A 23,531-nucleotide genomic window follows, 5' to 3' on the forward strand; every position below is an offset into this window, starting at 1 on the left:
CTGCAGCTCGCCGGCGGCCGCGGCCCGCGCGACCCGTCGCCGCCGTGCCCTCGCCCGCCATCCCAGCGTCTTGCCGGGCAGGGCGCGCGTGACACGCAGCCGTCGGAGCTTTGCCCGCCACCCCGGCCCCGTGCTCGGTGTGGCGTGCGCCTCGGCGTCCTGCGGGTCCGCCGAGGCCCCGGGTTCCTCAGGTTCGGCTAGATCCGGCTGAGCTTCTCCAGGATCGGAGCCGCCTGCCGGAGCACCGCCCTCTCCTCGGCTGTCAGCTCCTTCAACCGCTGCGTCAGCCACGCCTCCTTGCGGCGGCGCTCCTCCTTCAACAGGGTTGATCCCTGCTCGGTCACGCTCACGGTCACCTGACGCCGGTCGGTCGGGTGCGGCGTACGTGACACCAGCTCCCGCTCTTCCAGCCCGGCGATCACGCGGGTCATCGAGGGCGGTTGCACCTTCTCGAGCTCGGCCAATTCGCCGGGGGTTATCCCTGAATGCCGTTCCACGGCGGCGAGCGTCGCGAGCTGGGTGGGGGTCAGCGAGTGTCCCGCGGCCTGCCTGCGCAGGCGTCTGTTCAGTCGTGCCAGTGACACGCGCAGTGCCGATGCCAGACCGGCGTCGCTGCGCAGGTTCGCGACGGGGTCCTTCTTGGGGGTTTTCGTTAGCATAAGTCATTACCTTTGCTAACTATATACGAGCTCACGGGATTCCCTCCAGGCAGAGCTTTTCGGGGCGGGCCGTACAGCGTGACAGACCGGGCCGGGATCCCCAACCCCACCGCGACATCCCCGCATGCAGGACCCCATGAGGACGTCACGGCCGGGGTGGCGTTCAGTTCACCGAACCCGGCGGGGCGACCCACTCGGTCTCGACGTCCGCGGCCTTCGCGATCGTCGCGAAGTCCCGGTCGTAGTGGAGCACCTTGAGCCCGTGGTGCCGCGCCGTGACCGCGATGAGAAGGTCCACGGCACTCGGCCCCTGATGGCCGGAGGTGGCCGCCGGCGTCTCCTCGTCCACGTCTACCAGGTTCCTCGTCACGGAGGCCTCCATGTATACGGCCGACTACCAGTGCATCCACCCCCATCACTCAAGGTAAATGAAGAAAGACCTCGTGCAGGGGCCTTTCATCGGTAAAAGCTCGGGACAGGACCAGGAGGGACGTGACGGGACCGAGCCGCATCCACACCGCCGCAGAGAGAACCGGCACGTGAAGTTCACCTACGAAGCAACACTATTTTGTATGCTTTGGAGCATACAAAATAGGAGGTCGATATGACCAAACCGCCCCATCTGCTGGCTCGCAGCTCCGAATGGGCAGCGCTCACCGAGTTCGTGATGCATCCCGATCCACATCTGCGGCTGGGGGTCCTGTCAGGGCGACGGCGTGTCGGCAAGAGCTACCTCCTCCGCGCCCTGGCTGACTCGATGGACGGACTTTATGTCTCCGCGGTCGCCGAAGAAGGCACGGTGACCGCGCGGAGGCGGTTCGCCGACGACGTCGCGCGGTATGCGGGAGTCGGCCCCGATCTCTTCCGAGACGATGCCGACTGGGAGTCTCTCCTGGACTCGGCGATCAGCCTGAGCATACGGCGACGCGGCGCTTCCGGTTTGCTGGTCATCGACGAACTGCCCTACTGGATGTCGCATTCCCCGGAGCTTCCCGGCCTGCTCCAACTGCTCTATGACCGTTCACAGACCGGCCACGGCCACGAAGGCGGACGCGTGATCGTCTGCGGGTCGGCCATGTCCGTGATGAACAACCTCCTGTCCGGCACGAAAGCACTGCGCGGCCGGGCTGCTGTCGACATGCGTCTCCAGCCGTTCGACCTGAGCACCACCGCACAGCACTGGGGTGTCGACGACCCCGCGACCGCGCTGCGACTGCACGCCACACTCGGTGGATCTCCCGGCTACCGCAGCCTGACCTCTTCACGCGCGCCGCAGAGCCTCCAGGAGTTCGACGCCTGGGTCTCCGCCACTGTTCTCAATCCCGGTCAGGCCCTCTTCTCCCGCAGCGAGGCGGAGTATCTGCTGAGGGAAGACCCACGGTTCACCGGAAGCGCCCTCCACTACGCGATCATCAATGCGGTCGCCGGCGGAGCCACCAGTCCAGCGAAGATCGGCGGCCTGCTGGAGCGTGATCGCACATCTCTGGGCCGCCCGCTTGAGATGTTGACGAGTTCGGGCTATCTCGACCACTCGACAGATCCGCTCTGGGAGCGACGCCCTGTGATCACCGTCGCGGATCCCATCATCCGCTTCCATAATCTGATCACCGTGCCGAACCGGGATCTCATCGAGACGGGCGGTTCTGTCCAGGCATGGCGTGAATCTCAACCCACTTTCATCTCTCGTATCCTGGGCCCCCATTTCGAGGAGTGCTCACGCGAGTGGCTCCGCCGTCACGCCGCTCCCTCCCTTCGCGGGGGAGCGAACACCATCGCCTCGACAGTGATCAACGATCAAGGCGGGCGGGCCAGACATGAGATCGACGTCATCGCTCTGGACCGGAGGTCCGGCCGTACCACGGTGGGTCTCATCGGGGAGGCGAAGGCCACTCTTGTCCGGCGAGGCCCCGCAGACCTGGAACGGCTCGTACGACTGAGGGAAATCCTCCGCGGCCAGGGACATGACGTCACCTCCACCCGGCTGGCGATCTTCTCCCTGGAAGGGTTTCACTCCGACCTCGTGACGGTCGCACGCCGCCGGGGAGACGTGCTCCTGGTGGACCTGCCCTCTCTCTTCGGCAGGACAGAACCGCCCGTCCTGCCGGAATGACCTGGGTCCGTGATCTCGCGAACCCAGGTCACGAGCGTCACAGACCGAGGAGGGACTTGACGGGGCCGAGCGCGAAGTAGAGGACGAACAGCACCGCGACCACCCACATCAGGGCGTGGACCTCGCGGGACTTGCCCTTGACCACCTTGATCAGCACGAAGCTGATGAACCCGGCGCCGATGCCGTTGGCGATGGAGTAGCTGAACGGCATGAGCACGATCGTGAGGAACGCCGGGATGGCGATCTCGTAGTCGGTGAAGTCGATGTCGCGGATCGCGGTCATCATCAGGAAGCCGACGATGACCAGCGCGGGGGCGGCGGCCTCGTAGGGGACGACGGCGACCAGCGGCGAGACGAAGATGGCCAGCAGGAAGAGCACACCGGTGACGACACTGGCCAGACCGGTGCGCGCGCCCTCCCCGACGCCCGCCGCCGACTCGACGTAGGTCGTGTTGGAGGAGACCGAGGCCGCGCCGCCGACCGCCGCGCCGATGGAGTCGACGAGCAGGATCTCGCGGGTCCTGTCCATCGAGCCGTCCTCCTTGACCAGGCCGGCCTGGCCGCCGACGCCCACGACCGTGCCCATGGTGTCGAAGAAGTCGGTGATCAGCAGGGTGAAGACGAGCAGCAGGGCCAGGATGACCGAGACGGAGCCGAAGGCGCCGAGCGGGTCGAACTCCTTGAACAGCACGAACGGGTTGCTGAACCCGAAGATCTCCTTAGGCATCTCCGGCACGACGAGCCGCCAGCCCGCGGGGTTCGGGCTGTCGGGCGTCCCCGAGCCGCCGACCTTGGCGACGGCCTCGACGATGACGGCGAGGACCGTGGTCGCGACGATGCCGATCAGGATGGCGCCCTTCACCTTCCGGGCCACCAGCAGGGCGATCGTCAGCACGCCGACCACGAACACGAAGATCGGCCAGCTCGTCAGGTTGCCGCCGATGCCGAGCTCCAGCGGTACGGCGGGCGCCTTGCGGACGAAGCCGGCGTCGACGAAGCCGATCAGGGCGATGAACAGGCCGATGCCGACGCTGATCGCGGTCTTCAGCTGGGGCGGGATGGCGTTGAAAACGGCAGTGCGGAACCCGGTCAGCACCAGGAGCGCGATGATCACGCCCTCCAGGAAGACCAGGCCCATGGCCGACTCCCACGACATCTGCGAGGCGATGCCGTAGGTGACGAAGGCGTTGAGGCCCAGGCCGGCGGCCATCGCGAACGGCACCTTGCCGATGACGCCCATCAGGATGCTCAGCAGACCGGCGACCAGCGCGGTGCCGGCCGCGACCAGCGGCACGTTGGGGACGAGCCCGTCACCGATGAACTGGCCGTCCGCGTCCTTGACGGTGGCGATGATCAGAGGGTTGAGCACGACGATGTAGGCCATCGTGAAGAAGGTGGCGAGACCGCCGCGGACTTCCCTGCCGACCGACGAGCCACGGTCAGAGATGTGAAAGAAACGGTCAAGTGCGCTTATTTGGGAGGTTTTGGTGTCACTCACGGACGCAGGGTGCCAGCGAGCATCCCCTACCGGAAGGCCCAGGTCACGATGGTGATGGTTTCGAGATCGATTCGCGCTCTCACCGAGGGCGTTTTGCGGGTAGTGAGAGCCCGTCGCCTACGCTGGAACCGTGAACCAGCCTCGCCGTCCGGAGCTCCGGCCGTTGAAGACCAACGACACGGCCACGATCCTCGTGGGCACGGCCCTGTGGGCGATCGCCCTGCTCGTGCTCCTGATCGCGCAACCGGATGCCGGGCACCGCTGGTGGATCTGGACCTGCGTGTCGGGCATCTGCGGCGGCCTGTTCGGACTGTGGTTCGTCCGGCGCCGCGACCGCCGGGGCCCGCCGCCCGCCTCCGAGGAGGCGGTCGAGCCCGCGACGGCGATCCCGCCCGTCTCCCCGGCCCCGCCGGCCCTGTGACGGAGGGCCGCCGCACCCGCTGCACAGCCCCCGCGCGGCTCGGGTACGGCTCCCGCACACAGCCCGCGCACGACTCCGGCACAGCCCCCGCGCGGCCCGCGCACGACTCCTCCACGCGGCCCGCGCACGACTCCTCCGCGCGGCCCCGGGGCGGGGCGGGCTAACCGGTCGAGGCGGTCCAGCTGTCCAGGTCGGACTCGGCGAGCAGCAACGGCACCGCGGCCGGGTCGCGCAGCAGCGCCGCGGCCGCCAGCCGGTCGCCCCACTGGCCCGACGCCCACGCGAGCCCGCGGGCCAGACCCTCCACACCCTCGGCGTGCACCGTGCCCTCGAAGAACCGCCAGGCGGCGGGGACGCCGTCCACGAGCAGCTTGTCGTGCTCCACGTAGGTCGCGGGCGCGCCCGGCAGCAGTGACCGCACGGCGGGCAGGACCTCGCGGACCGTGCCCGTGGAGGTCACCTCACCGGCTGCCTCCTCCCCCGCCAGCGGCAGGTCGAGCAGCTCCGACAGCGCCTCGGCCAGGTCGAACGGGGCCAGGATCAGCGGCCGGCCCGCGACCAGCGGGAGCAGGTCCGGCGCTTCCACCACGACCGGCTCGCCCGCCTTGCCCTCGGCCCCGCCGGACAGCAGGTGGCCGTCCTCGGCGTCGGCGACGACGATCTGACCGTCGAGGACGGCGCGGACCGCGCGAGGAGGCGCCACCCGGGCGGGGGCGACGGCGGCCAGAGCCACCCACAGGGCCCGGAGCTGGGCGCGGTCCACCTCGATCGAGGGGTCGGCCAGCAGCTCCAGGAGCTCGTCGGGGCCGCCGTGCGAGGCGAGGAGGTCGGGCAGCGTGCTCCGGACGCCGATCATCGCCAGCGCGGCCTCGTCGATGCCCGAGGGGGCGTCGCCGTACAGGCCGAACAGCAGGGGGTCGCCGGCCGGGAGCCGCAGCTCGGTGGGGCGCCTGCCGCCCAGCACCGGGTGGGTGGACAGCCACCAGGCGGTGTAGGAGGGCACCTCCACGACCTCGCCCGCGACCAGGACCCGCAGCGGGTGCAGGACCGAGCGGAGCGGCGGGCGCGACAGCAGGGCGAGCGCCGAGGGCCAGTCCGCGACGTACTCCAGGTCGCGGATGGCGGAGAACTCCCTGGCGACCGGCGGCACGTCCATCTCCGGCAGCAGGTCGAGAACCGCCTCCAGCCACTCGTCCTCACGGTCGAGGTCGTGGTCGCACTCGTCCGGGTCGAGCATGACGTCGGCGTCGTTCACCACGGCGAAGCCGTCGAGCACTCCGGCCGCGGCCAGCACCCGGGGGCCGTACCGCTCCACCAGCTCGGGCGCGGCGGTGCCGAAATGCGTCTCCTGGTCCAGCAGCCCGGCCAGCGACCCATCGGCCAGGAGCAGCTCACCGGCCGGGTACAGCTCGCCGTCGGCGCCGCGCAGCGCCAGCTCCGACAGCCACGGAGCCTCACCCGTGGCCAGCCCCGCGGCCTCCACCAGCGCGAGGACGGCCTGAGCCACCGGCTCCGCTTCGGGGCTGTCCAGGGACTGCGCGACCGCGGCACGGGTCAGCGGGTCCTCCAGGACCGTCCGGGGTGTCGCCTCGCCCGCGCCGAGCCGCAGCAGCAGCCGGTGGGCGGCGTCCGGGTGGACGACGCGCAGCCCGAGCGGGGCGAGCACGGCCGGGTCCAGGGCGGAGCCGTCACTCAGCAGCAGCGTGCCGCGCGGCCCCCGGACCAGGCGGCCGTCGGCCAGCGGCACCGGCAGCGCGCCGAGCGCCTCGGGGTCGTCGGCCGGCAGCACCTCGTACAGCGACCGCCACCAGGCCGGGTCCCTGTCCTTGACGGCGTCGCCGGAGAGCATGTCCACGACGTCGGCGAGCTCCACCCGCTTCACGCCGAGCGCGTTGACGGCGGGGTGCCGGGACGGCCACCCGGCGGGCAGCAGGCCGGGCACCATGCCGGCGATCTTCTCCAGCAGCTCGGCCGGGGCCGCGACCACGGACGCCTGCCGTCCCGCCACGACCAGGTCGCCGCCGGCGGGCGGTCCCTCGGCGTCGGCGGGCGGGGAGAGAGCGGGCAGCAGCGGGGTGGCGGGGAGCCTGCGCAGGATCGCCCGGCGGATGTGGGCGTCGAGCTCGCCCTTGCCCATCAGGCCGGGGACGAGATCGAGCAGTTTGGGCGTGCGGGGCAGCCCGCCGAGCAGTTCGAGATAGGCCTCGGCGGCCCGCTCGACCAGGAAGTCGGTCAGCGGGCCCATGGCCACGTGCCGCCGGTCGGTGGCCATCGGGAACGAGGCGATCAGCAGCGCGGGCAGGTCCAGCGGTTCGTCGCTCGGCGTCGGCGCGTGCACCACGGGCGGCACCCGCGCGGGCAGCGGCCGGGGCTCGCCCTCCTGCGGACCGCCCGGGGCTCCGGCCGAGGTCCCGTCGGCGGATCCGCCGACGGGGACGGCCCAGCGGACCAGCCAGTGGGGCCGGGACCGCTCCTCGGTGGGCCGGTCGGCGAACAGCTCGGCCACCTGCTCCGGCGCGAACCGCCCGGAGGCCGACACCACCTTCCAGCCGTCCGGCAGGACCGTCCGGACCTCGCCGTCCACATCGATCTCGATCGACTCCAGCGCGGGCAGGCCGAGCAGCAGCGCGGGGCCGGTCTCCGCCAGCATCCGCCGGACCGCGTCCTCGGCCGCCCTGTCACGCAGCGGCAGCCGTACGAGCGTGTCGAACCCGCCGGGGACCTCCACCGGGCCGGCGGGGAACGGCAGGCGCAGCAGCGGCACGTGCCGGTCGCGGTCGGTGAGCTCCCGGGCGAGCGCGGGCTCGGCCGCCACCAGGGCCGTGGTCTGGTCGCGCGACCAGCGGACGACCCCGGACCCGAGCGAGCCGATCACCGGCTCGTCGGTGACCGACACCACGGCCGCGAAGCCGACGCCGAACCGGCCGGCCATGCCGGACTCGTCCCGCTTGCCGGAGACCCGGAGCGTGGACAGGCCCTCGATCCCGGCCGCGTCCACCGGGGCGCCGGTGTTGGCGGCCGACAGCACCCCCTCGCGCAGCGACAGGCGGAGCCGTCCGGGCACCCCCGCGCGGAGCGCGGCGTCGGCGGCGTTCTGGGCGAGCTCGACGATCAGCCGGTCGCGGTAGCCGCCGAGCGCGAAGTCCTCCTCGGCGTTGGCGTCCTCACGGAAACGCGCGGGCGAGGCCGTCCAGGCCGCCAGCACGGCGGAGCGCAGTCGGTCGGTGCCGAAAATGTCAGTCACAGCGAAGAGTCCAAAGGTCGAAGGGCCCGCGGGTCACGTCGCACGGCAGCCGGCCGGGCCAGGGACGACCCGGCGGCCTGCGGGAGAGGCGTCAGGTCAGGAATGACCCAGTGGCTCGGTGTCGGTGTCGTCCACCGAGCCGGCCAGGTCCGCGGAACCGGCCAGGTCCGCCTCCGGGGAGTCCTCGGGAAGGTGGTCGTAGGCGAGGTCGTCGAGGATCGGCGAGGTCGGCTCGACCTGGTGCGGCAGCACGGCCGCCTCGGAGTGCGCGCCGCAGCCGTGGTCGGCGGCGACCACGCGGCCGTCGTCGGGGGCGTACTCGTTGGTGCAGACACCGAAGCCGGTCCCCAGCGCGCCGGCCAGCGGCCAGTAGAAGCCGCAGGTGGAGCACTGGGCGGGGGCGGCGTGCGCGAGCGGGGTGTGCGGGCCGGACTCGCCGGAGTGCCAGCGCCGCACGGCGCGGTCACGGCCGATCGGGGAGAGCACCCGGGCCCGGCCGAGGCCGTACTCGAAGATCATTTGACGTTCGGAGTCGTCGGCGGTCTCGGTGAAGCCGGGGGCCAGCCGGTCGTCGTCGGCGGCGGTGGGCAGCAGGTCGCCCACCCCGAGGTCGCCGGGACGGAGCCGCTCGCTCCACGGCACCCACTCCGGGGGCAGCAGCGCGCCGGCGCCGGGCAGGAGCACGACCTCGCTGACCGTCACGTTGCGCGCGCGGGAGGCCCGGGCGACGGTGACGGCCCAGCGCCAGCCCCGATAGGCGTGGTCGAGACAGGCGAAGTAATGGGTGACGACACGCTCGCCCTCGCCCTCGACACCGAGGTGCTCGCCCACCTGGGCGGGCCCGACGGTCTCCTCGATGGCGGAGCGGGCCAGGTCGACGGCGGCGACGCATGCCGCGTCGAGGGGCGCTGTGCGGGATCGAGTACGGCTCACGAGTTCTCCTCCGTCGGCCTCGCAACCCGACGGCCGCTGTGCTTTCTGGCTCGCTCGCTGCGCTGACTCACAGTTCATTCTCACCTATGCCCGGAGCGTACTGCACCGGTACCGTCCTACTGCACCCGACGATTCGCCCGTCGCCGGTCCTCAGAGGCGGAAACCTCCGACTTCAGCCGCCCCGTGACGGCCTGTCCCCCCGCGGATGTGAGACGGCGACGCCCGTCTGTGACGGGCGGGGCTCCCGTGCCGCGGCGATGGAGTCGATGTCAATCGGGTAAGACTGGATGCGTGGCAAATGGGTGGGAACGAGCGCGAAAGACGGCGGGCGAGGTCTCACGTCTGATCGGCCGCTCGGCCGCCGAGGCGGGACGGGCCACGGTGCGCGCGGGCCGGAGCACGGGGCGGGCGACCGCGCGGGCCGGGCGTGGCGCGGCGAGCGGGACGCAGCGGGTCGGCAAGGCCGCGCGGCGGCTGACCCATGCCCAGGGCGCGGGCCGCACGGGGCTGGGCCAGCTGATCGAGCTGACCGCCGCGCACAGCGCCGGCGACGCGCTGGTCACCGCGGCCCTGGCCGGGACCCTGTTCAAGCTCCCGGTGAACGAGGCCCGGGGCCAGGTCGCGCTCTACCTGCTGATCACGATGATCCCCTTCGTGGTGGTCGCGCCGTTCGTCGGCCCGGTCCTCGACCGGTTCCGCTCGGGCCGGCGCTTCGTGATGGCGGGCACCCTGTTCGGGCGCGGACTGCTCTGCTTCGCGATGGCGGCGGCGGTCGTCCCGGGCGACGTGTTCACCATCTTCCCCGCGGCGCTGGCCGTGCTGGTGCTGTCGAAGGCCTACAACGTCTCCCGTGCGGCGATCATGCCGAACGTGCTGCCCGCCGACATCGCGCTGGTCACCGCCAACGCCAGGGTCGCCCTGTTCGCGCTGGTCGCGGCCGGCGTCGCGGTCCCGGTCGGCGCGGGCGTCAGCGCCTGGCTCGGCGCCGAGTGGGTGCTGCGCGGGGCGACGGTGCTCTTCCTGCTCCAGGGCGTCCTGGCCGTACGGCTCCCGCGCCACGTGGACTCCCCCGACCTTGAGGAGCTGGAGGAGGGCGGCAGGCGTCCGCACCGCTGGCGCACCCTGCTGAACGTGGGTCCGGTGGTCGCCGAGGCGATGAAGGCCAACGTGGCCATCCGCCTCTACTCCGGGTTCCTCCTGTTCTACCTGCTCTTCCTCGTGCAGGACGGGAAGCTGCCCGGCTTCGCCCCGACGGTCACGATCGGCGCGCTGGCCGTGGCCGCCGGAGTCGGCGGGCTGACCGGGACGGTGGTGGCCTCCTGGGTGCGCAGCCGCTCCCCGCAGCTGATCGTGCTGTCGACGCTGGCGCTGTCGGCCGTGACCACGGTGGTGGCGGTGGTCGTGTTCAACCTGTGGACCGTGGTGGCCGTCGCCCTGGTGTCCGCGTTCGCCCAGGGACTGGGCAAGCTCGCCCTGGACGCGATCGTGCAGCGCGAGATCGGCGAGGAGGTGCGCTCGTCCACCTTCGGCGTGGTGGAGGCGTTCCTGCAGATCGCGTGGGTGCTCGGCGGGCTGGCCGGCCTGCTGCTGTCGCTGTTCGCCTCCGGCCCGGCCGGGCTCGCGGTGATGGCCGCGGTGCTGGGCGGCTCGCTCGGCTGGCTGCTGGTACGGCGGCGCGGGCGAGTCCAGGCGAGGGACGCCAGGGTCGAGGCCGCCCGGGCCGGGGCCCCCGACGCTCCCGATGCCCCCGGCACTCCCGCGGCCCCTGCCGACGACCGGTCGCCGGCTCCCCGGGAGCGCCGCCGACCGGATGCCGCGGGAACGACGACCGCGGTCGTGCGGCGCGAGGACCCCGCGGCGGAGAAGCGGACCAAGCCGCTGACCAACCCCCACGGCTGAGCCGCCGGGGAGGAGGTCAGTCGTCCAGGTCGTCGGCCACCGCGCGGAGCACGGCGGCGATCTTCTTGGCGTGCACGGCCTCGGGGTGCTTGCCCTTCTGGTAGGACGTGGAGACCGCGTCCAGGAGCTTGATCAGGTCTTCCACGATGACGACCATCTCGTCGGGCTTCTTGCGCTTGCCCTTGGGCTTGGCGGCCTTGGCGAGCGTGGGAGGCTGGTCGATCACGCGGACCGAGAGCGCCTGCTGGCCACGGCGTCCTTCGGCGACGCCGAACTCGACCTTCTGGCCCGGCTTGAGGGAGTCCACGCCACCGGGCAGCGCGGAAGAATGCACGAAGACCTCACCGCCGTCGTCGCGGGTGAGGAAGCCGAAACCCTTGTCGGCGTCATACCACTTGACCTTGCCACTCGGCACAGGGGTGACCTCGTTCAGACTGTCGTGAAAAGGAATGGATGTAGGTTATGCCCAGCGGAGGCCGAGGGCGACCGTCTAATCCGGCCTGAATTACACCAGTGCGGCAGGGGTTCGCCAGCCGTCGAACCACTCGGCGAACTCGGTCAGATCGCCGAGCACCACATCGGCTCCGTGATCATGCAGCTCTCCCGCCGGGTAGAGGCCGGTCGCCACCGCCACGCTGGCGGCGCCCCCCGCCCGTGCCGCCTCGATGTCGGCGACATGATCTCCGACATAGGCCGCCGCGCCGAAGGTCGCCAGGGCCGGGCCCTTCGCGGGCCCGAAGACCGATCCGGCGATCTCGTCCACGTCCAGACCGAGGAATCCGACCGTCCTGGTCGCGTCGAGGGTGTTCTTGCCCGTCACCACGATGACCCGGCCGCCGGCCCGCCGTACGGCCTCGACGGCCTCGCGCGCGCCGGGCATGAGGGTGGTGACCGGGACGGCCATCGAGGGGTACAGCGACCGGAAGACGGCGACGGCCGCGGGGATCTCCTCCGGGGGCAGCCAGTTGGCCAGCTCCCACTCCAGCGGCGGCCCCAGCCTGGCCACCACCGCCGCGCTGTCGATGAACACGCCCATGCGCAGTGCCAGCTCGTCGTAGACGGCGGCGATGCCCGCGCGCGTGTCCGCGAGGGTCATGTCCAGGTCGAACCCCACCGAGCTCATCCGGCCGATCACCACTCCCCGTCCGCTTCGCGGAGGGTCTGCTCCGCTGAACCCTCGAAGCATGCCAAATCTGTTGGGAACAGAGGTAATCCTGAGCCGCTGTACGCGGCGCCACCTGCTGTGGAACCCTTTCAGGAGGAACGTGCCCAGCGGGGAGGACGGTGGCGCCGAGCAGTCCGGCGGCCGTCTCGCGGCCGGCCCCGCCTTCCCGTCCAGCCCGCCCCGCCGCCCGCCGCGCGCCGGGTCCGGCGCGCCGAGAGCCGACGGGCTCGGCACTGGATAGGGTCAAGGGGGAGGTATCGGCAGAGAAATGACCAGATCGACACGCGAGCGGATCATCGACGAGGCCCTGCGCCTGTTCGCCGAACGAGGCTACTCGGCGACCTCGGTGGCGGAGATCGAGGCCGCCTCCGGGCTGTCCCCCGGCGCCGGGGGGCTCTACCGGCACTTCAAGTCCAAGTACGAGGTGCTGGCGGCGGCGATGAACGAGCACGCCGCCCGGACCCGGACACAGATCGCCGAGACCCTGACCGAGATGAGCGCCGTCGACCCCTCGGTCGACATCGAGGAGCGCCTGGCGCACCTGTGCAAGGCGGGTCTGGCCAAGGTCCGCGAGGAGAGCGAGCTGACGCGCGTCTTCTTCCGCGACCTGAGCCAGTTCCCCGAACTGGTGGCGATCGTCCGCGAGGGGCTGCTGCAACCCATGTTCGACGCGATCACCACCTGGTTCCGCGCCCAGCCCGAATACGCCGGAGCCGACCTCGACTGGCCCGGGATCGGCGCCGTGCTCGGCGGCGCGGTGGTCCACTACCGGCTTTTCCAGGAGATCGTGGGCGAGCCCCCCGGACGCGCGGAACGTGATCGTTTCGTCGCCTCCTGGGTGCGCCTGGCGCTCGGGCTGCTGCCACGCCCGGCCGTCCAGGCGATCGGCTGAACCGGGGAGGGCCGTCGTTTCCCCCTCATCCGCGGCCGATCGTATGAAACCGGATTTTCCCCAAGCCCCGCTCTGTCGGTAAGGCCTCCTACCATTGACGGAATGAGCACGGAGTTCACCGAGTGGCTGCGCGGCCGGAGCGATGACCAGTTGCGGGCTCTCGTCGCCGTGCGACCCGAGCTCATCACCCCGGTCCCGGCACACCTCGAAGGACTGGCCGCGCGGGCGGGCAGCCCGTCGGCGATCGGCCGCGTGCTCGACCGGCTCGACCTGTTCACGCTCTCGGTCATCGAGACGCTGGCCGTGCTCCCGTCACCGGTCGCCCACCGGACGCTGCGCGCCCAGATGGCCCGCGCGCTGCGGGGCGCGGCGGACCCGGCGTTCCAGGTCGCGCTCAGGGAGACGGTCGAGCGGCTGCGGACCCTGGCCCTGGTCTACGGGCCCGACAAGGCCCTGGCGCCGGCTCCCGGCGTGCGGGAGGTCCTCGAAGCGCCCGCTGGGCTCGGCCCGCCGGCGGTGGAGGTGTTCAGGCACCATCCCGCCGAGCGTCTGGCCGAGCTGGTCGAGGACGTCGGCGGCGACGGCGACGGCACCAAGGAGACCCTCGCCCGGCTGCTCAGCGACCCGGAAATCGTCGGACGGCTGATCCAGGACGTCTCACCGCAGGCCCGCTCCGCGCTCAACGAGCTGGCCTGGGGGCCGGCCAGCGGCCGGGTGCCCAACGCGCGCCGGGAGGTGCGGACCGACACCGCCCAGTCGCCGATCGAGCAGCTGCTCTCCCGCGCGCTGCTCGGCGCCACCGGCGAGGAGACCGTCGTCCTGCCCCGCGAGGTCGCCCTGGCCCTGCGCGGCGGCCGGATCCACCGTGACCTCTCCCCCGTCCCTCCCGCGCTCGACGGCGCCGTGCGCGACCAGGGGCTCGCCGACCGCACGGCCGCCGGGCAGGCGTTCGCGTTCACCCGCGCGGTGGAGGAGCTGTGCGAACGGTGGAGCGTCGACCCTCCCGGCGTGCTCCGCAGCGGCGGCCTGGCCGTACGCGACCTGAAGCGGGCCTCGATCCTGCTCGACCTGCCCGAGTGGGTGACGGGTCTGGTCGTCGAAGTGGCGCACGCGGCCGGGCTGGTGGCCGCCAGCGGCGCGGTGGACGGCGAATGGCTGCCCACCCCGGCCTACGACGGCTGGCGGGTGAAGGGCACCGAGGACCGCTGGACGGTGCTGGCCACGACCTGGCTCACCATGGACCGGGTGCCCGGAGTGATCGGCGAGCGTGACGAGCGCGACCGCCTGCTCAACGCCCTCCATCCCGACCTGCGCCGCTCGGCCGCCGCCGAGGTCCGCACCGCCACCCTGGGCATGCTCGCCGTCGCCGGCCCCGGTCTGGCCCCCACCCTGGAGTCGGTGCGCGAGCGCCTGGCCTGGGAGCAGCCCCGCCGGCGCGGCGGCCACCGCGACCAGCTGGTGGAGTTCACGCTGCGCGAGGCGGAGCAGATCGGGGTGACCGGCCTCGGCACGGTCGTGGACCACGGCCGCGCCCTGCTCCCCGGCTGCGACCGCACGATGTCGGCGGGCCGGCTCCTGGCCCCGCTGCTGCCCGAGCCACTCGACCACGTCCTGCTGCAGGCCGACCTGACCGCCGTGGCCCCCGGACCGCTCACCAGCGACCTGAGGCGGTGGCTGGCGCTGGCGGCCGAGGTGGAGTCCACCGGCGGCGCGACGGTCTACCGGTTCGACGAGCGGTCGATCCGGCGGGCGCTGGACGCGGGGCAGAGCGCCGACGAGATGCTGGCCATGCTGGAGCGGCACTCCACCACGCCGGTCCCGCAGCCGCTCGGCTACCTGGTCACGGACGTGGCCCGCCGCCACGGCCGCATGCGCGTCGGTACGGCGAGCGCCTACGTGCGGTGCGACGATCCCTCGCTGCTGGACGAGGTGATGGCCGACAGGCGTGCCCTCCCGCTGCGGCTGCGCCGCCTCGCCCCCACCGTGATCGCCTCCAAGACCTCCCGTCCGACCCTGGTCGACTCGCTGCGCGCGATGGGCTACGCCCCGGCCTCCGAGTCCCTGGACGGTGACGTGATCATCACCCAGCTCGACGTCCGCAGGACCGACGGCCAGCCCCTCGTCCGTTCCTCGGCGACGTTCAACGGCCTGGAGGCCGACGTCGTGGCGGCGGCCGTACGCGCCGTCCGCGCGGGCGACGCCGCGCACCGGGCACGCCGGGCGCCGGTGGAGGCCCCCGCCGGCCAGGTCCCGCGTTCCCCTGCGACCGCCACCATCGTCGCGCTGCGCGAGGCCATCCGGCAGGGCTCCCAGGTCTGGATCGGCTACCTCGACTCCCAGGGCAACGCCACCAGCCGGATCCTGGAGCCCGCCCGGATGGAGGGCGGCTATCTCACCGCCTACGACGAGACCCGGGCGGCGGTGCACCGCTTCGCCCTGCACCGCATCACCGGCATCGCCGACATCAACTGATGGGGGGCTTCCTCGATCGCGGATTCGCCGCCCCGGTCACGGGGCGCAGACGTCCCGCCGTCCGCCCTGGTAGGAAGGCTCTCACCCGGTCCGGTCCCGGCCGGATGCGACCGGCGTCATCCGCCTACAACAGAGGGCATAGGCCCCATATCGTGATATTTCTTGATATTCCCAGCTCAAGAGAAGCGAGAGACTCACAGTGAGCAGCGGCACACCTGAGGGCCCCAGCACGAACCCAGATGACTGGAAGAGCCCCTACAGCACCGGCCCCGGCCAGACGCCCGGGTACGGCCAGCAGCCCGAGTACGGCCAGCAGCCCGGCCAGGGACACCAGCAGCCGGGCTACGGCCAGCAGCCCCAGGGCTACGGCCAGGGTTACGGTCAGGACCAGAGCTACGGCCAGGGCCAGGGTTACGGTCAGCAGGCTCAGGGCTACGGTCCGGGCTACGGCGACCAGAGCCAGGGCTACGGTCAAGGCTACGGCGACCAGGGCTACGGTCCGGGCTACGGAGAGCAGCCCTACGGGCAGCCGGGCTACGGCTACGGCACCCCGCCACGCCAGAACAACGACGGCGTCCGGACCCACGCGATCGTCGCGCTCGTCATCAGCATCGTGCTGGCCCTGAGCTGCTACATCAGCCTCGGCGGCATCGCCGGAGCCATCATGTCCGGCATCGCGCTGGGCAAGGTCGACACCGACCCCCGGAGCGCCAGGAACCTCCTCAAGTGGACCTGGATCGGCATCGGCATCAACGTCGCCCTGGTCGTCCTGGGCTTCGGCGCCCTCATCGTCGCGGGTGTCAACGGCGCGTTCGACAACTGAGCGGATCGGGGACTGCCGGGAGGCTTATCTCTGTTGTACATACGGAGCGGGGAGTGTCGAGCCGGTAAGCGGACGCAGCACCGGGTCAGTCTCGGAGAGATGCCGCAGCCGTTCCAAAGCAGCCAACAGGGCCTTGCGATGCGTTTCCGTGTCGGCGCCCGCGTTCAGTTCACGCATGTGTCTCCCCTGCCGGCCCACCGGATCCCGAGTGGACTGCTCGTCGGCGCCGGGCCGAACAGCCCGGCATGGGGAGTACCAGTCCCGGAGAGGGAAGGTGTTAGGCCGAACCTCTCGGCAGGCACCGTGCCCGCGACGCTCAGACGGCCCAGGGAACGCGAAAAGGCCGCGTTCCCTTCGGGGAGCACGGCACGATGCAGGCGCAATTTAATCAGTCGTCGGCCGCGACCATCCCGGCAGTGATGTCATCGACAACCGCCGTCAGTTTGTCCTCGTCACCGCCCGACGCGGCCCGGCGGAGACGACCCTCGTCGCCAAACCAGATAGCGAATCGGCGAGGGTCTACCGTCTTGCCCCCCTTCAATGCCGGGGCAACCTCCACGAACGCGCCCGCGCGCAACAAGAGGTCGCGCTTGCCCTCCGTACCTTCGTGCGCCCAAACTTCGCCGAACGTCCGCCCCGTAGGAACAAGCTCCACCCCTCCCGGCTTCGCATTGGCCTGCATTTCACGGAGGTTGGCTAGGCGGCCCTCCGTATCTGCGTAGAGCTTCGCGAAGCGAGCAGGTCCGTTCTCACCAGAGAAGACACCGCGTTCGTAGCGGTCCGCTTCCAACTCGTCCAGGGCTTCTTCTGCCTGCCGGATCTCGGCACGGTAGTCCTCTCCCGCGTAAGCGCGCTCCTCCACGATCTCGACGCGCCCGATCTCTTCCAAGAACCGCTTGGTCACGTGGTCTTCAATGGCCTGCGCGGCGATCGACGGACCGATACATGGTGTACCCCCGGCGGTCTGACGGTTTTTCAAAGCCCCGATGCACCGGTAACGAAGCCGCCCGTTAGACACGTAGGAGTACATTCGGCTGCTGCACACGACGCACACGAGAACGCCCCGCAGCAGTGCCGTACCAGCCCGGCGACGGTCCTGCGGATTCTTTCGCCGCGCCAGCTCATCCTGTAGAGCCTGCCATGTGTCCAAGTCCATCACCGGAGGGCGGCCTACGAACGGAAGACCGTCCGTTCCCTTGATCACTTCACCATCATCGATGATGTATCCGAGCAGATGAGGCGAGGTAAGAACCGCTCGTGTGGTCGGGGTGTACCAACCGTGCGACTTTCCACGGCTCGCACGGTTGCTCGTCCCCGTCGAACGCGATGGATGCCCCGGCGACGGGACGCCCCGTTCAGTCAGGTCCCGGGCAATCGCAATCAGGGACTCCTTCGCGAGCACCCGCGAGGTGACCTCGCGGAGGATCTCCACCTCGTCGGGGTTGACTTCCAGCACCCGGCCAGGACCGTTCGGATTCGGAACCGAGCGATAACCGTACGGTGTGCGTCCACCAGTCCACCGGCCTTCACGCCGTAGATGCTCATGAGCACTCGCGACGCGGAGTCCGATCGTTGCCGCCTCCAGTTCCGCGAAGATGGCAATGATCTTCGCCATCGCCTCGCTGACGGAATCGGTCAGGTCGAGAGGTTCCGTCGCGGAGGCCAGGGCTACGCCCTTTTCCTTTGTCTGCTTCATGATCTCCGCGAAGTCCACCAGAGACCGGGACAGACGGTCGATCTTGAAGAAGACGCTGACGTCGATCTCGTCGAACCGCGTCATTATGCGCTTGAGCCCCTTGCGGTCCAGCCCGCCCGAGAACCCCGATACGTCGATGTCTTCTTCGACGATCACCACATTCCAGCCGTGCCGCTTGCAGTACTCGCGACACTTTGCAAGCTGCCGTTCCGGGGAGGTGGACTCATCGGTTTCCCGCGAGAGACGGACGTAGATCGCCGCCCGGAGCCCACGAGCGGTCCCCGTCCTAGCGACCTTGCGGCGTGCACGTGGCAGTGCACGGACCAGGGATTCTGGCAGCGTGGAAGGGATAGCGGGGGTACCGTCGTTCATGGCTAGGAGATCCTATCCGGAGGTATGCGTGTCCTGCTTGATTGTCCAATCCGACAAAACCCTGCTACTCGAAGTCGGCCATGACAGGGCCGACGAGTGCCGCAAGGCGATCGCGCCCTTCGCCGAGCTGGAGCGTGCCCCCGAGCACGTGCACACCTACCGGATCACCCCGCTGGCCCTGTGGAACGCGCGGGCCGCCGGGCACGACGCCGAGCAGGTGGTCGACGCGCTGATCGGCTACAGCCGCTACCCGGTGCCGCACGCGCTGCTGGTGGACATCGCCGAGACCATGGCGCGCTACGGCAGGCTCCGGCTGGAGAAGGATCCCGTCCACGGGCTCGTCCTGACCAGCACCGACCGGGCCGTGCTGGAGGAGGTGCTGCGCTCCAAGAAGATCCAGCCGCTGCTGGGCGAGCGGCTGGGCGCCGACGCGGTGGCGGTGCATCCGAGCGAGCGCGGCAACATCAAGCAGTACCTGCTCAAGCTGGGCTGGCCGGCCGAGGACCTGGCCGGATACGTCGACGGCGAGCACCACCCGATCACCCTGACCGAGGACGGCTGGGAGCTGCGCACCTACCAGCGTGAGGCCGCCGAGGCGTTCTGGCACGGCGGCTCGGGCGTGGTCGTGCTCCCCTGCGGCGCGGGCAAGACGATCGTGGGCGCGGCGGCGATGGCGCACGCCAAGGCCACGACGCTGATCCTGGTGACGAACACGGTCTCGGCGCACCAGTGGAAGCAGGAGCTGATCAAGCGGACCTCGCTGACCGAGGAGGAGATCGGCGAATACACCGGCACCAAGAAGGAGATCCGGCCGGTCACCATCGCCACCTACCAGGTGATGACGACCCGCAGGCAGGGCGTCTACCGCCATCTGGAGCTGTTCGACGCCCGCGACTGGGGCCTGGTCGTCTACGACGAGGTGCACCTGCTGCCCGCGCCCATCTTCCGGATGACGGCCGACCTGCAGGCCCGGCGGCGGGTGGGGCTGACCGCGACGCTCGTGCGCGAGGACGGCCGGGAGGGGGACGTGTTCTCCCTGATCGGCCCCAAGCGCTATGACGCGCCGTGGAAGGAGATGGAAAACCAGGGCTGGATCGCCCCGGCCGACTGCGTCGAGGTCCGGGTGACGCTGACCGACGACGAGCGGCTCGCCTACGCGATGGCGGAGTCCGAGGAGCGCTACCGGTTCTGCGCGACCACGCCGTCCAAGAGCCGGGTGACCGAGGCGCTGGTCCGGCGGCACCTGGACGAGCAGGTGCTGGTCATCGGGCAGTACATCGACCAGCTCGACGAGCTCGGCGAGCACCTGAACGCACCGGTGATCAAGGGCGAGACGAAGGTCAAGGAGCGGGAGCGGCTGTTCCAGGCGTTCCGTGACAAGGAGATCCAGGTTCTGGTCGTCTCCAAGGTGGCCAACTTCTCCATCGACCTGCCGGAGGCGGCGGTGGCCATCCAGGTGTCGGGCACCTTCGGCTCACGCCAGGAGGAGGCCCAGCGGCTCGGCCGGGTGCTGCGGCCCAAGGCCGACGGGGGCGGGGCCCGCTTCTACTCGGTGGTCAGCCGGGACACCGTCGACCAGGACTTCGCCGCGCACCGGCAGCGGTTCCTGGCCGAGCAGGGATACGCCTATCAGATCATCGACGCGGACGACGTGCTCGCCGGGGAATAGCCTCACAAGGCGAACACGCCGTCATCGGTGTCAATCAGGTCCACGAAATACCGCAGGCTTTCGACAAAGAAACCACCCCCTCGCTAGGCCGCGACGGCCACTGGCGACATACCCCCATGATCTGCGGGAGTCACCGGATTTGCCCGGGTTTTTCGCGTTTTTGGAACAGAATCACGGAGGGTGTCAGCACGGTTACCGAAATGCCGTGTCACCGGTGGGCGGAATCCCTTCCGCGATCACCCGGGTGATCGGCGCGGTGATCACGAGGGCCGTGGAACGGCCTCCGTCACGGCGGGTCGCGGGGCCTGCCGGAGTCCGCCGCGTATCGGGCGGCGACCACCGCGAACAGGCCGGGAACCCCGCCTCCCGCGCCCTTCCGGCCCGCGCGGGCACGGCGGGAGGGAGCGTCGCGACCGGTGCGGGCACGGCGGCGGGAAGGCGTTCCCGGTGGCGCGGGCAGGACTCGGGGGAGGTCTTCGGCCCTCGGGCGGAAAGGAGCGGCGACTTTCGCGACACGGTGCGGAACGGATCAGCCACGGTCGGTACGCCGGGAAGTATCCGCCCGCTCGTCGCGACACCCGTCGCGCCCGGAGTCCGGTCCCGGGGTTAATCCTTTTGAGCGCGTGAAGGTCACCGGTAAGCTAGTCGATTCGCTGCCTGATGACCACCACCTCCGTTTATCGAATGGGAGGCGCTTCCGCGTGCCCGCACATCAATTGGCCCCCGACATAACCGACCCGGCTGAGACCCTCGCCGCCGAACGCGAACACCTGGCCGCCTCCAGGGCCGCGCTGCGCGCCATGCGCGAGCACGCCCGGTCCCTCTCCTCCGACGCCGCCGGAGACTGGGTCTCACAGCAGATCCTGCAGGCGCTGCTGGACCAGCGGGTGGCGGCGCTCGCCGACCACTCCGGCACCCCGCTGTTCTTCGGCCGCCTCGACCGGGCCGTGGACGACGACCTTCCCGGCACCATCTACGTCGGGCGCAGGCACGTCCACGACGACCGCAGCCGCCCCCTGGTGATCGACTGGCGGGCCCCGGTCTCTCGGGCCTTCTACCAGGCCAGCCCGTCCGATCCGATGGACGTCGCGCTCCGCCGCCGGTTCGGCTACCACGGCGGCGACCTGACCGCCTACGAGGACGAGCCGCTCGACCAGGGGGGCGCCCCGCAGCACAGCAGGCTCCTCACCGAGGAGATCGAGCGGCCCCGCTCCGGGCCGATGCGCGACATCGTCGCCACGATCCAGCCCGACCAGGACGAGATCGTCCGCTCCGAACTGGACCGGACCGTCTGCGTCCAGGGAGCCCCCGGCACCGGCAAGACCGCCGTCGGCCTGCACCGGGCGGCCTACCTGCTCTTCACCCACCGGGAGAAGCTCGCCCGCTCCGGCGTGATGATCGTCGGCCCCAACCGGGCCTTCCTGTCCTACATCTCCTCGGTGCTCCCCGCGCTGGGCGAGGTCAAGGTCGACCAGACCACGGTCGCCGGGATCCTGGGCGACCACTCGGCCCCCGAGGATCCCGCGGTCAGCACGGTCAAGGGCGACGCCAGAATCGCGCCGGTGCTCAGGCGCGCCCTGTGGATGCACATCGTCAAGCCGACCGAGGGTGTGCTGTTCACCAAGGGCGTCAACCGCTACCGGGTGGCCGACCACGAGGTCCGCGAGGTCGTCGCGTCGCTGCGCGGGACCACGCGTTACGGCCCCGGCCGGGCGGCTCTCGCCCAGCGGCTGGCCCACCTGGTGCTCGTCCGGATGGAGCAGCGTGGCGAGTCCCCCGACGACCGGGTCCAGGACGCGGTGGCCCGGTCCAAGCCGGTCAAGCAGCTCGTGGAGCAGGTCTGGCCCAAGCTGACCCCCCAGCAGGTGCTCCACCGGCTCTTCAGCGATCCCGAGTTCCTCGCCGCCGCCGCCAAGGACGACCTCACCGCCGCGGAGCAGGCCCTGCTCCTGTGGGCCAAGCCGGCGAAGTCCCACCGCTCCGCGAAGTGGTCGGCGGCCGACGGCGCGCTGATGGACGAGCTCGGCGACCTGATCGAGCGGACGGCCCCGCTGGGACATCTGGTCGTGGACGAGGCCCAGGACCTGTCCGCGATGCAGCTGCGCGCCCTCGGCCGGCGCTGCCGTACCGGGTCGGCCACCGTCCTGGGCGACCTCGCCCAGGGCACGACCCCCTGGTCGGCCCGTTCCTGGGACGAGGTCCTCACCCACCTGGGCTTCGAGGACGGCGCGGTCACCGAGCTGACCCTCGGCTTCCGTGTCCCCCGCGAGGTGCTCGACTACGCCGCCAGGCTGCTGCCCGCGGTCGCCCCGGACCTGGCCGCGCCCCAGTCGCTCCGGCCCGGCGTGGGCTCCCTGTCGGTACGGCCCGCCCCCGACCCGGCCACGTCCCTGACGCAGGCGGTGCGGGAGGCGCTCTCCCGCGAGGGATCGATCGGCGTCATCGTCCCGGACGCCTCGGTCGCGGCGGTGTCGGAGAGCCTGTCCCGTCTGGACCATCGCGTGCTGAGCCCCGACTCGGTGGAGGAGCACCGCCTCCTGGTCATCCCGGCGACCCTGGCCAAGGGACTTGAGTACGACCACGTCATCGTGGTCGAGCCGGCCGACATCGTGGACGCCGAGCCACGCGGCCTGGCCCGCCTCTACGTGGTCCTGACCCGTGCGGTCACCTCCCTGACCGTCCTGCACACCAGGGAGCTCCCCGCCCAGCTCTGCTAATTTCCGATTTATCGAAATAACAGCGCGAAATGGACAGATTGCGGACGTCGACGCATTGCTGTCCTTCTGGATCGCCCCGGGACGTGTGGAAGCCGGTGAACGCGGAAAGCACACGCCCCGGGACACGGAAAGAGGCGGCCCCGGCACCTCGGGGTCGCCTCTTTCTGTGAAAGCGCCTGGACTTAGAAGTCCATGTCGCCGCCGCCCGGCATGGCGGGAGCGGCTCCGGCCTTCTCGGGCTTCTCGGCGATGACGGCCTCGGTGGTGAGGAACAGCGCCGCGATGGACGCCGCGTTCTGCAGAGCCGAACGCGTCACCTTGGCCGGGTCGATGATGCCCGACTCGAACATGTTGACGTACTCGCCGGTGGCGGCGTTCAGGCCCTCACCCGGGGTGAGGTTGCGCACCTTCTCCACCACGACGCCGCCCTCAAGGCCGGCGTTGACGGCGATCTGCTTCAGCGGCTCCTCAAGAGCCTTGCGCACGATCGCGGCACCGGTGGCCTCGTCGCTGGACAGCTCCAGCTTGTCGAACGCCTTGGCGCCGGCCTGCAGCAGGGCCACGCCACCGCCGGGGACGATGCCCTCCTCGACGGCCGCCTTCGCGTTGCGAACGGCGTCCTCGATGCGGTGCTTGCGCTCCTTGAGCTCGACCTCGGTCGCCGCGCCGGCCTTGATGACGGCCACGCCGCCAGCCAGCTTGGCGAGACGCTCCTGGAGCTTCTCGCGGTCGTAGTCGGAGTCGGTGTTGTCGATCTCGGCGCGGATCTGGTTGACCCGGCCGGCGATCTGCTCGGCGTCGCCGCCACCGTCGACGATGGTGGTCTCGTCCTTGGTGACGATGACCTGGCGGGCGCGGCCGAGCTGGTCCAGCGTGGTGGACTCCAGCTTGAGGCCGAGGTCCTCGCTGATGACCTGGGCGCCGGTCAGGATGCCGATGTCGCCCAGCATGGCCTTGCGGC

The 23,531-nt window shown here is 70.8% G+C and carries 17 protein-coding genes; 8 read left to right on the forward strand and 9 right to left on the reverse strand.

Annotated elements, in window-relative coordinates; genetic code table 11:
* Positions 1 to 197 precede the first annotated feature (197 nt).
* Positions 198 to 659: a MarR family winged helix-turn-helix transcriptional regulator gene (locus tag BM085_RS37610; RefSeq protein ID WP_086578735.1), complete on the reverse strand. Its 462-nt coding sequence runs from the start codon at positions 657 to 659 to the stop codon at positions 198 to 200.
* Positions 660 to 822: 163 nt separating this feature from the next.
* Positions 823 to 1,029: a PIN domain-containing protein gene (locus tag BM085_RS37615; RefSeq protein WP_245789922.1), complete on the reverse strand. Its 207-nt coding sequence runs from the start codon at positions 1,027 to 1,029 to the stop codon at positions 823 to 825.
* A 234-nt stretch (positions 1,030 to 1,263) separates the two neighbouring features.
* Between BM085_RS37615 and BM085_RS37620 the strand changes: the two genes are divergently transcribed.
* Positions 1,264 to 2,769 (forward strand): ATP-binding protein, encoded by a 1,506-nt coding sequence (locus BM085_RS37620; protein WP_093891553.1) that lies wholly within the window; start codon positions 1,264 to 1,266, stop codon positions 2,767 to 2,769.
* A 37-nt stretch (positions 2,770 to 2,806) separates the two neighbouring features.
* On the opposite strand, the gene BM085_RS37625 is transcribed toward BM085_RS37620, so the two are convergent.
* The gene (locus BM085_RS37625) at positions 2,807 to 4,267 is read right to left on the reverse strand and encodes an NCS2 family permease (RefSeq protein WP_093891554.1); all 1,461 of its coding nucleotides are present in this window, start codon (positions 4,265 to 4,267) and stop codon (positions 2,807 to 2,809) included.
* Between the two features lie 130 nt (positions 4,268 to 4,397).
* Between BM085_RS37625 and BM085_RS37630 the strand changes: the two genes are divergently transcribed.
* On the forward strand, positions 4,398 to 4,688 hold the full coding sequence (locus BM085_RS37630) for a DUF2530 domain-containing protein (RefSeq protein ID WP_093891555.1): 291 nt from the start codon (positions 4,398 to 4,400) through the stop codon (positions 4,686 to 4,688).
* 160 nt (positions 4,689 to 4,848) lie between these two features.
* Here BM085_RS37630 and BM085_RS37635 read toward each other — a convergent pair whose 3' ends face one another.
* Together BM085_RS37635 and BM085_RS37640 are read right to left on the reverse strand one after the other, a co-directional pair.
* Complete coding sequence (locus tag BM085_RS37635) at positions 4,849 to 7,932, reverse strand: sacsin N-terminal ATP-binding-like domain-containing protein (protein WP_093891556.1); 3,084 nt, start codon at positions 7,930 to 7,932, stop codon at positions 4,849 to 4,851.
* A 96-nt stretch (positions 7,933 to 8,028) separates the two neighbouring features.
* Positions 8,029 to 8,865 (reverse strand): DUF3027 domain-containing protein, encoded by an 837-nt coding sequence (locus tag BM085_RS37640; protein ID WP_093891557.1) that lies wholly within the window; start codon positions 8,863 to 8,865, stop codon positions 8,029 to 8,031.
* Positions 8,866 to 9,156: 291 nt separating this feature from the next.
* Between BM085_RS37640 and BM085_RS37645 the strand changes: the two genes are divergently transcribed.
* A complete protein-coding gene (locus tag BM085_RS37645; protein WP_245789923.1) occupies positions 9,157 to 10,764 on the forward strand; it encodes an MFS transporter in 1,608 nt (535 codons plus the stop codon).
* A gap of 16 nt (positions 10,765 to 10,780) precedes the next feature.
* Here BM085_RS37645 and BM085_RS37650 read toward each other — a convergent pair whose 3' ends face one another.
* A complete protein-coding gene (locus tag BM085_RS37650) occupies positions 10,781 to 11,179 on the reverse strand; it encodes a cold-shock protein (RefSeq protein WP_031169890.1) in 399 nt (132 codons plus the stop codon).
* Between the two features lie 90 nt (positions 11,180 to 11,269).
* The gene (locus tag BM085_RS37655; RefSeq protein ID WP_093891566.1) at positions 11,270 to 11,887 is read right to left on the reverse strand and encodes an HAD family hydrolase; all 618 of its coding nucleotides are present in this window, start codon (positions 11,885 to 11,887) and stop codon (positions 11,270 to 11,272) included.
* Between the two features lie 310 nt (positions 11,888 to 12,197).
* Here BM085_RS37655 and BM085_RS37660 point away from each other — a divergent pair, with 310 nt between their 5' ends.
* The 3 genes from BM085_RS37660 to BM085_RS44955 all read left to right on the forward strand — a co-directional run bounded on the left by BM085_RS37660 (position 12,198) and on the right by BM085_RS44955 (position 16,116).
* Positions 12,198 to 12,821, forward strand: coding sequence for a TetR/AcrR family transcriptional regulator (locus tag BM085_RS37660; protein ID WP_031169885.1), 624 nt, complete (start codon positions 12,198 to 12,200; stop codon positions 12,819 to 12,821).
* Between the two features lie 102 nt (positions 12,822 to 12,923).
* The gene (locus BM085_RS37665) at positions 12,924 to 15,293 is read left to right on the forward strand and encodes a helicase-associated domain-containing protein (RefSeq protein WP_093891559.1); all 2,370 of its coding nucleotides are present in this window, start codon (positions 12,924 to 12,926) and stop codon (positions 15,291 to 15,293) included.
* Positions 15,294 to 15,492: 199 nt separating this feature from the next.
* Positions 15,493 to 16,116, forward strand: coding sequence for an MgtC/SapB family protein (locus BM085_RS44955; protein WP_177245470.1), 624 nt, complete (start codon positions 15,493 to 15,495; stop codon positions 16,114 to 16,116).
* A gap of 388 nt (positions 16,117 to 16,504) precedes the next feature.
* Here the strand turns inward: BM085_RS44955 and BM085_RS37675 are convergent, their stop codons facing one another.
* A complete protein-coding gene (locus BM085_RS37675; protein ID WP_093891560.1) occupies positions 16,505 to 18,184 on the reverse strand; it encodes a recombinase family protein in 1,680 nt (559 codons plus the stop codon).
* Between the two features lie 28 nt (positions 18,185 to 18,212).
* On the opposite strand from BM085_RS37675, the gene BM085_RS37680 reads away from it, so the two are divergent.
* Together BM085_RS37680 and BM085_RS37685 are read left to right on the forward strand one after the other, a co-directional pair.
* Positions 18,213 to 19,853: a DNA repair helicase XPB gene (locus tag BM085_RS37680; protein WP_218158935.1), complete on the forward strand. Its 1,641-nt coding sequence runs from the start codon at positions 18,213 to 18,215 to the stop codon at positions 19,851 to 19,853.
* 701 nt (positions 19,854 to 20,554) lie between these two features.
* Positions 20,555 to 22,570, forward strand: coding sequence for a HelD family protein (locus BM085_RS37685; RefSeq protein ID WP_093891562.1), 2,016 nt, complete (start codon positions 20,555 to 20,557; stop codon positions 22,568 to 22,570).
* A gap of 182 nt (positions 22,571 to 22,752) precedes the next feature.
* Here the strand turns inward: BM085_RS37685 and groEL are convergent.
* A partial coding sequence (gene groEL / locus BM085_RS37690) for a chaperonin GroEL (protein WP_143121253.1) occupies positions 22,753 to 23,531 on the reverse strand: 779 nt, incomplete at its 5' end.

It is taken from the genome of Streptosporangium canum (assembly GCF_900113865.1).
Taxonomy (GTDB): Bacteria; Actinomycetota; Actinomycetes; order Streptosporangiales; family Streptosporangiaceae; genus Streptosporangium; species Streptosporangium canum.

Coding starts and splice junctions, on each gene's coding strand:
- BM085_RS37610 (WP_086578735.1), bottom strand. CDS start 659: ATGCTAACGAAAACCCCCAAGAAGGACCCCGTCGCGAACCTGCGCAGC.
- BM085_RS37620 (WP_093891553.1), top strand. CDS start 1,264: ATGACCAAACCGCCCCATCTGCTGGCTCGCAGCTCCGAATGGGCAGCG.
- BM085_RS37655 (WP_093891566.1), bottom strand. CDS start 11,887: ATGAGCTCGGTGGGGTTCGACCTGGACATGACCCTCGCGGACACGCGC.
- BM085_RS37660 (WP_031169885.1), top strand. CDS start 12,198: ATGACCAGATCGACACGCGAGCGGATCATCGACGAGGCCCTGCGCCTG.
- BM085_RS37665 (WP_093891559.1), top strand. CDS start 12,924: ATGAGCACGGAGTTCACCGAGTGGCTGCGCGGCCGGAGCGATGACCAG.
- BM085_RS37675 (WP_093891560.1), bottom strand. CDS start 18,184: ATGAACGACGGTACCCCCGCTATCCCTTCCACGCTGCCAGAATCCCTG.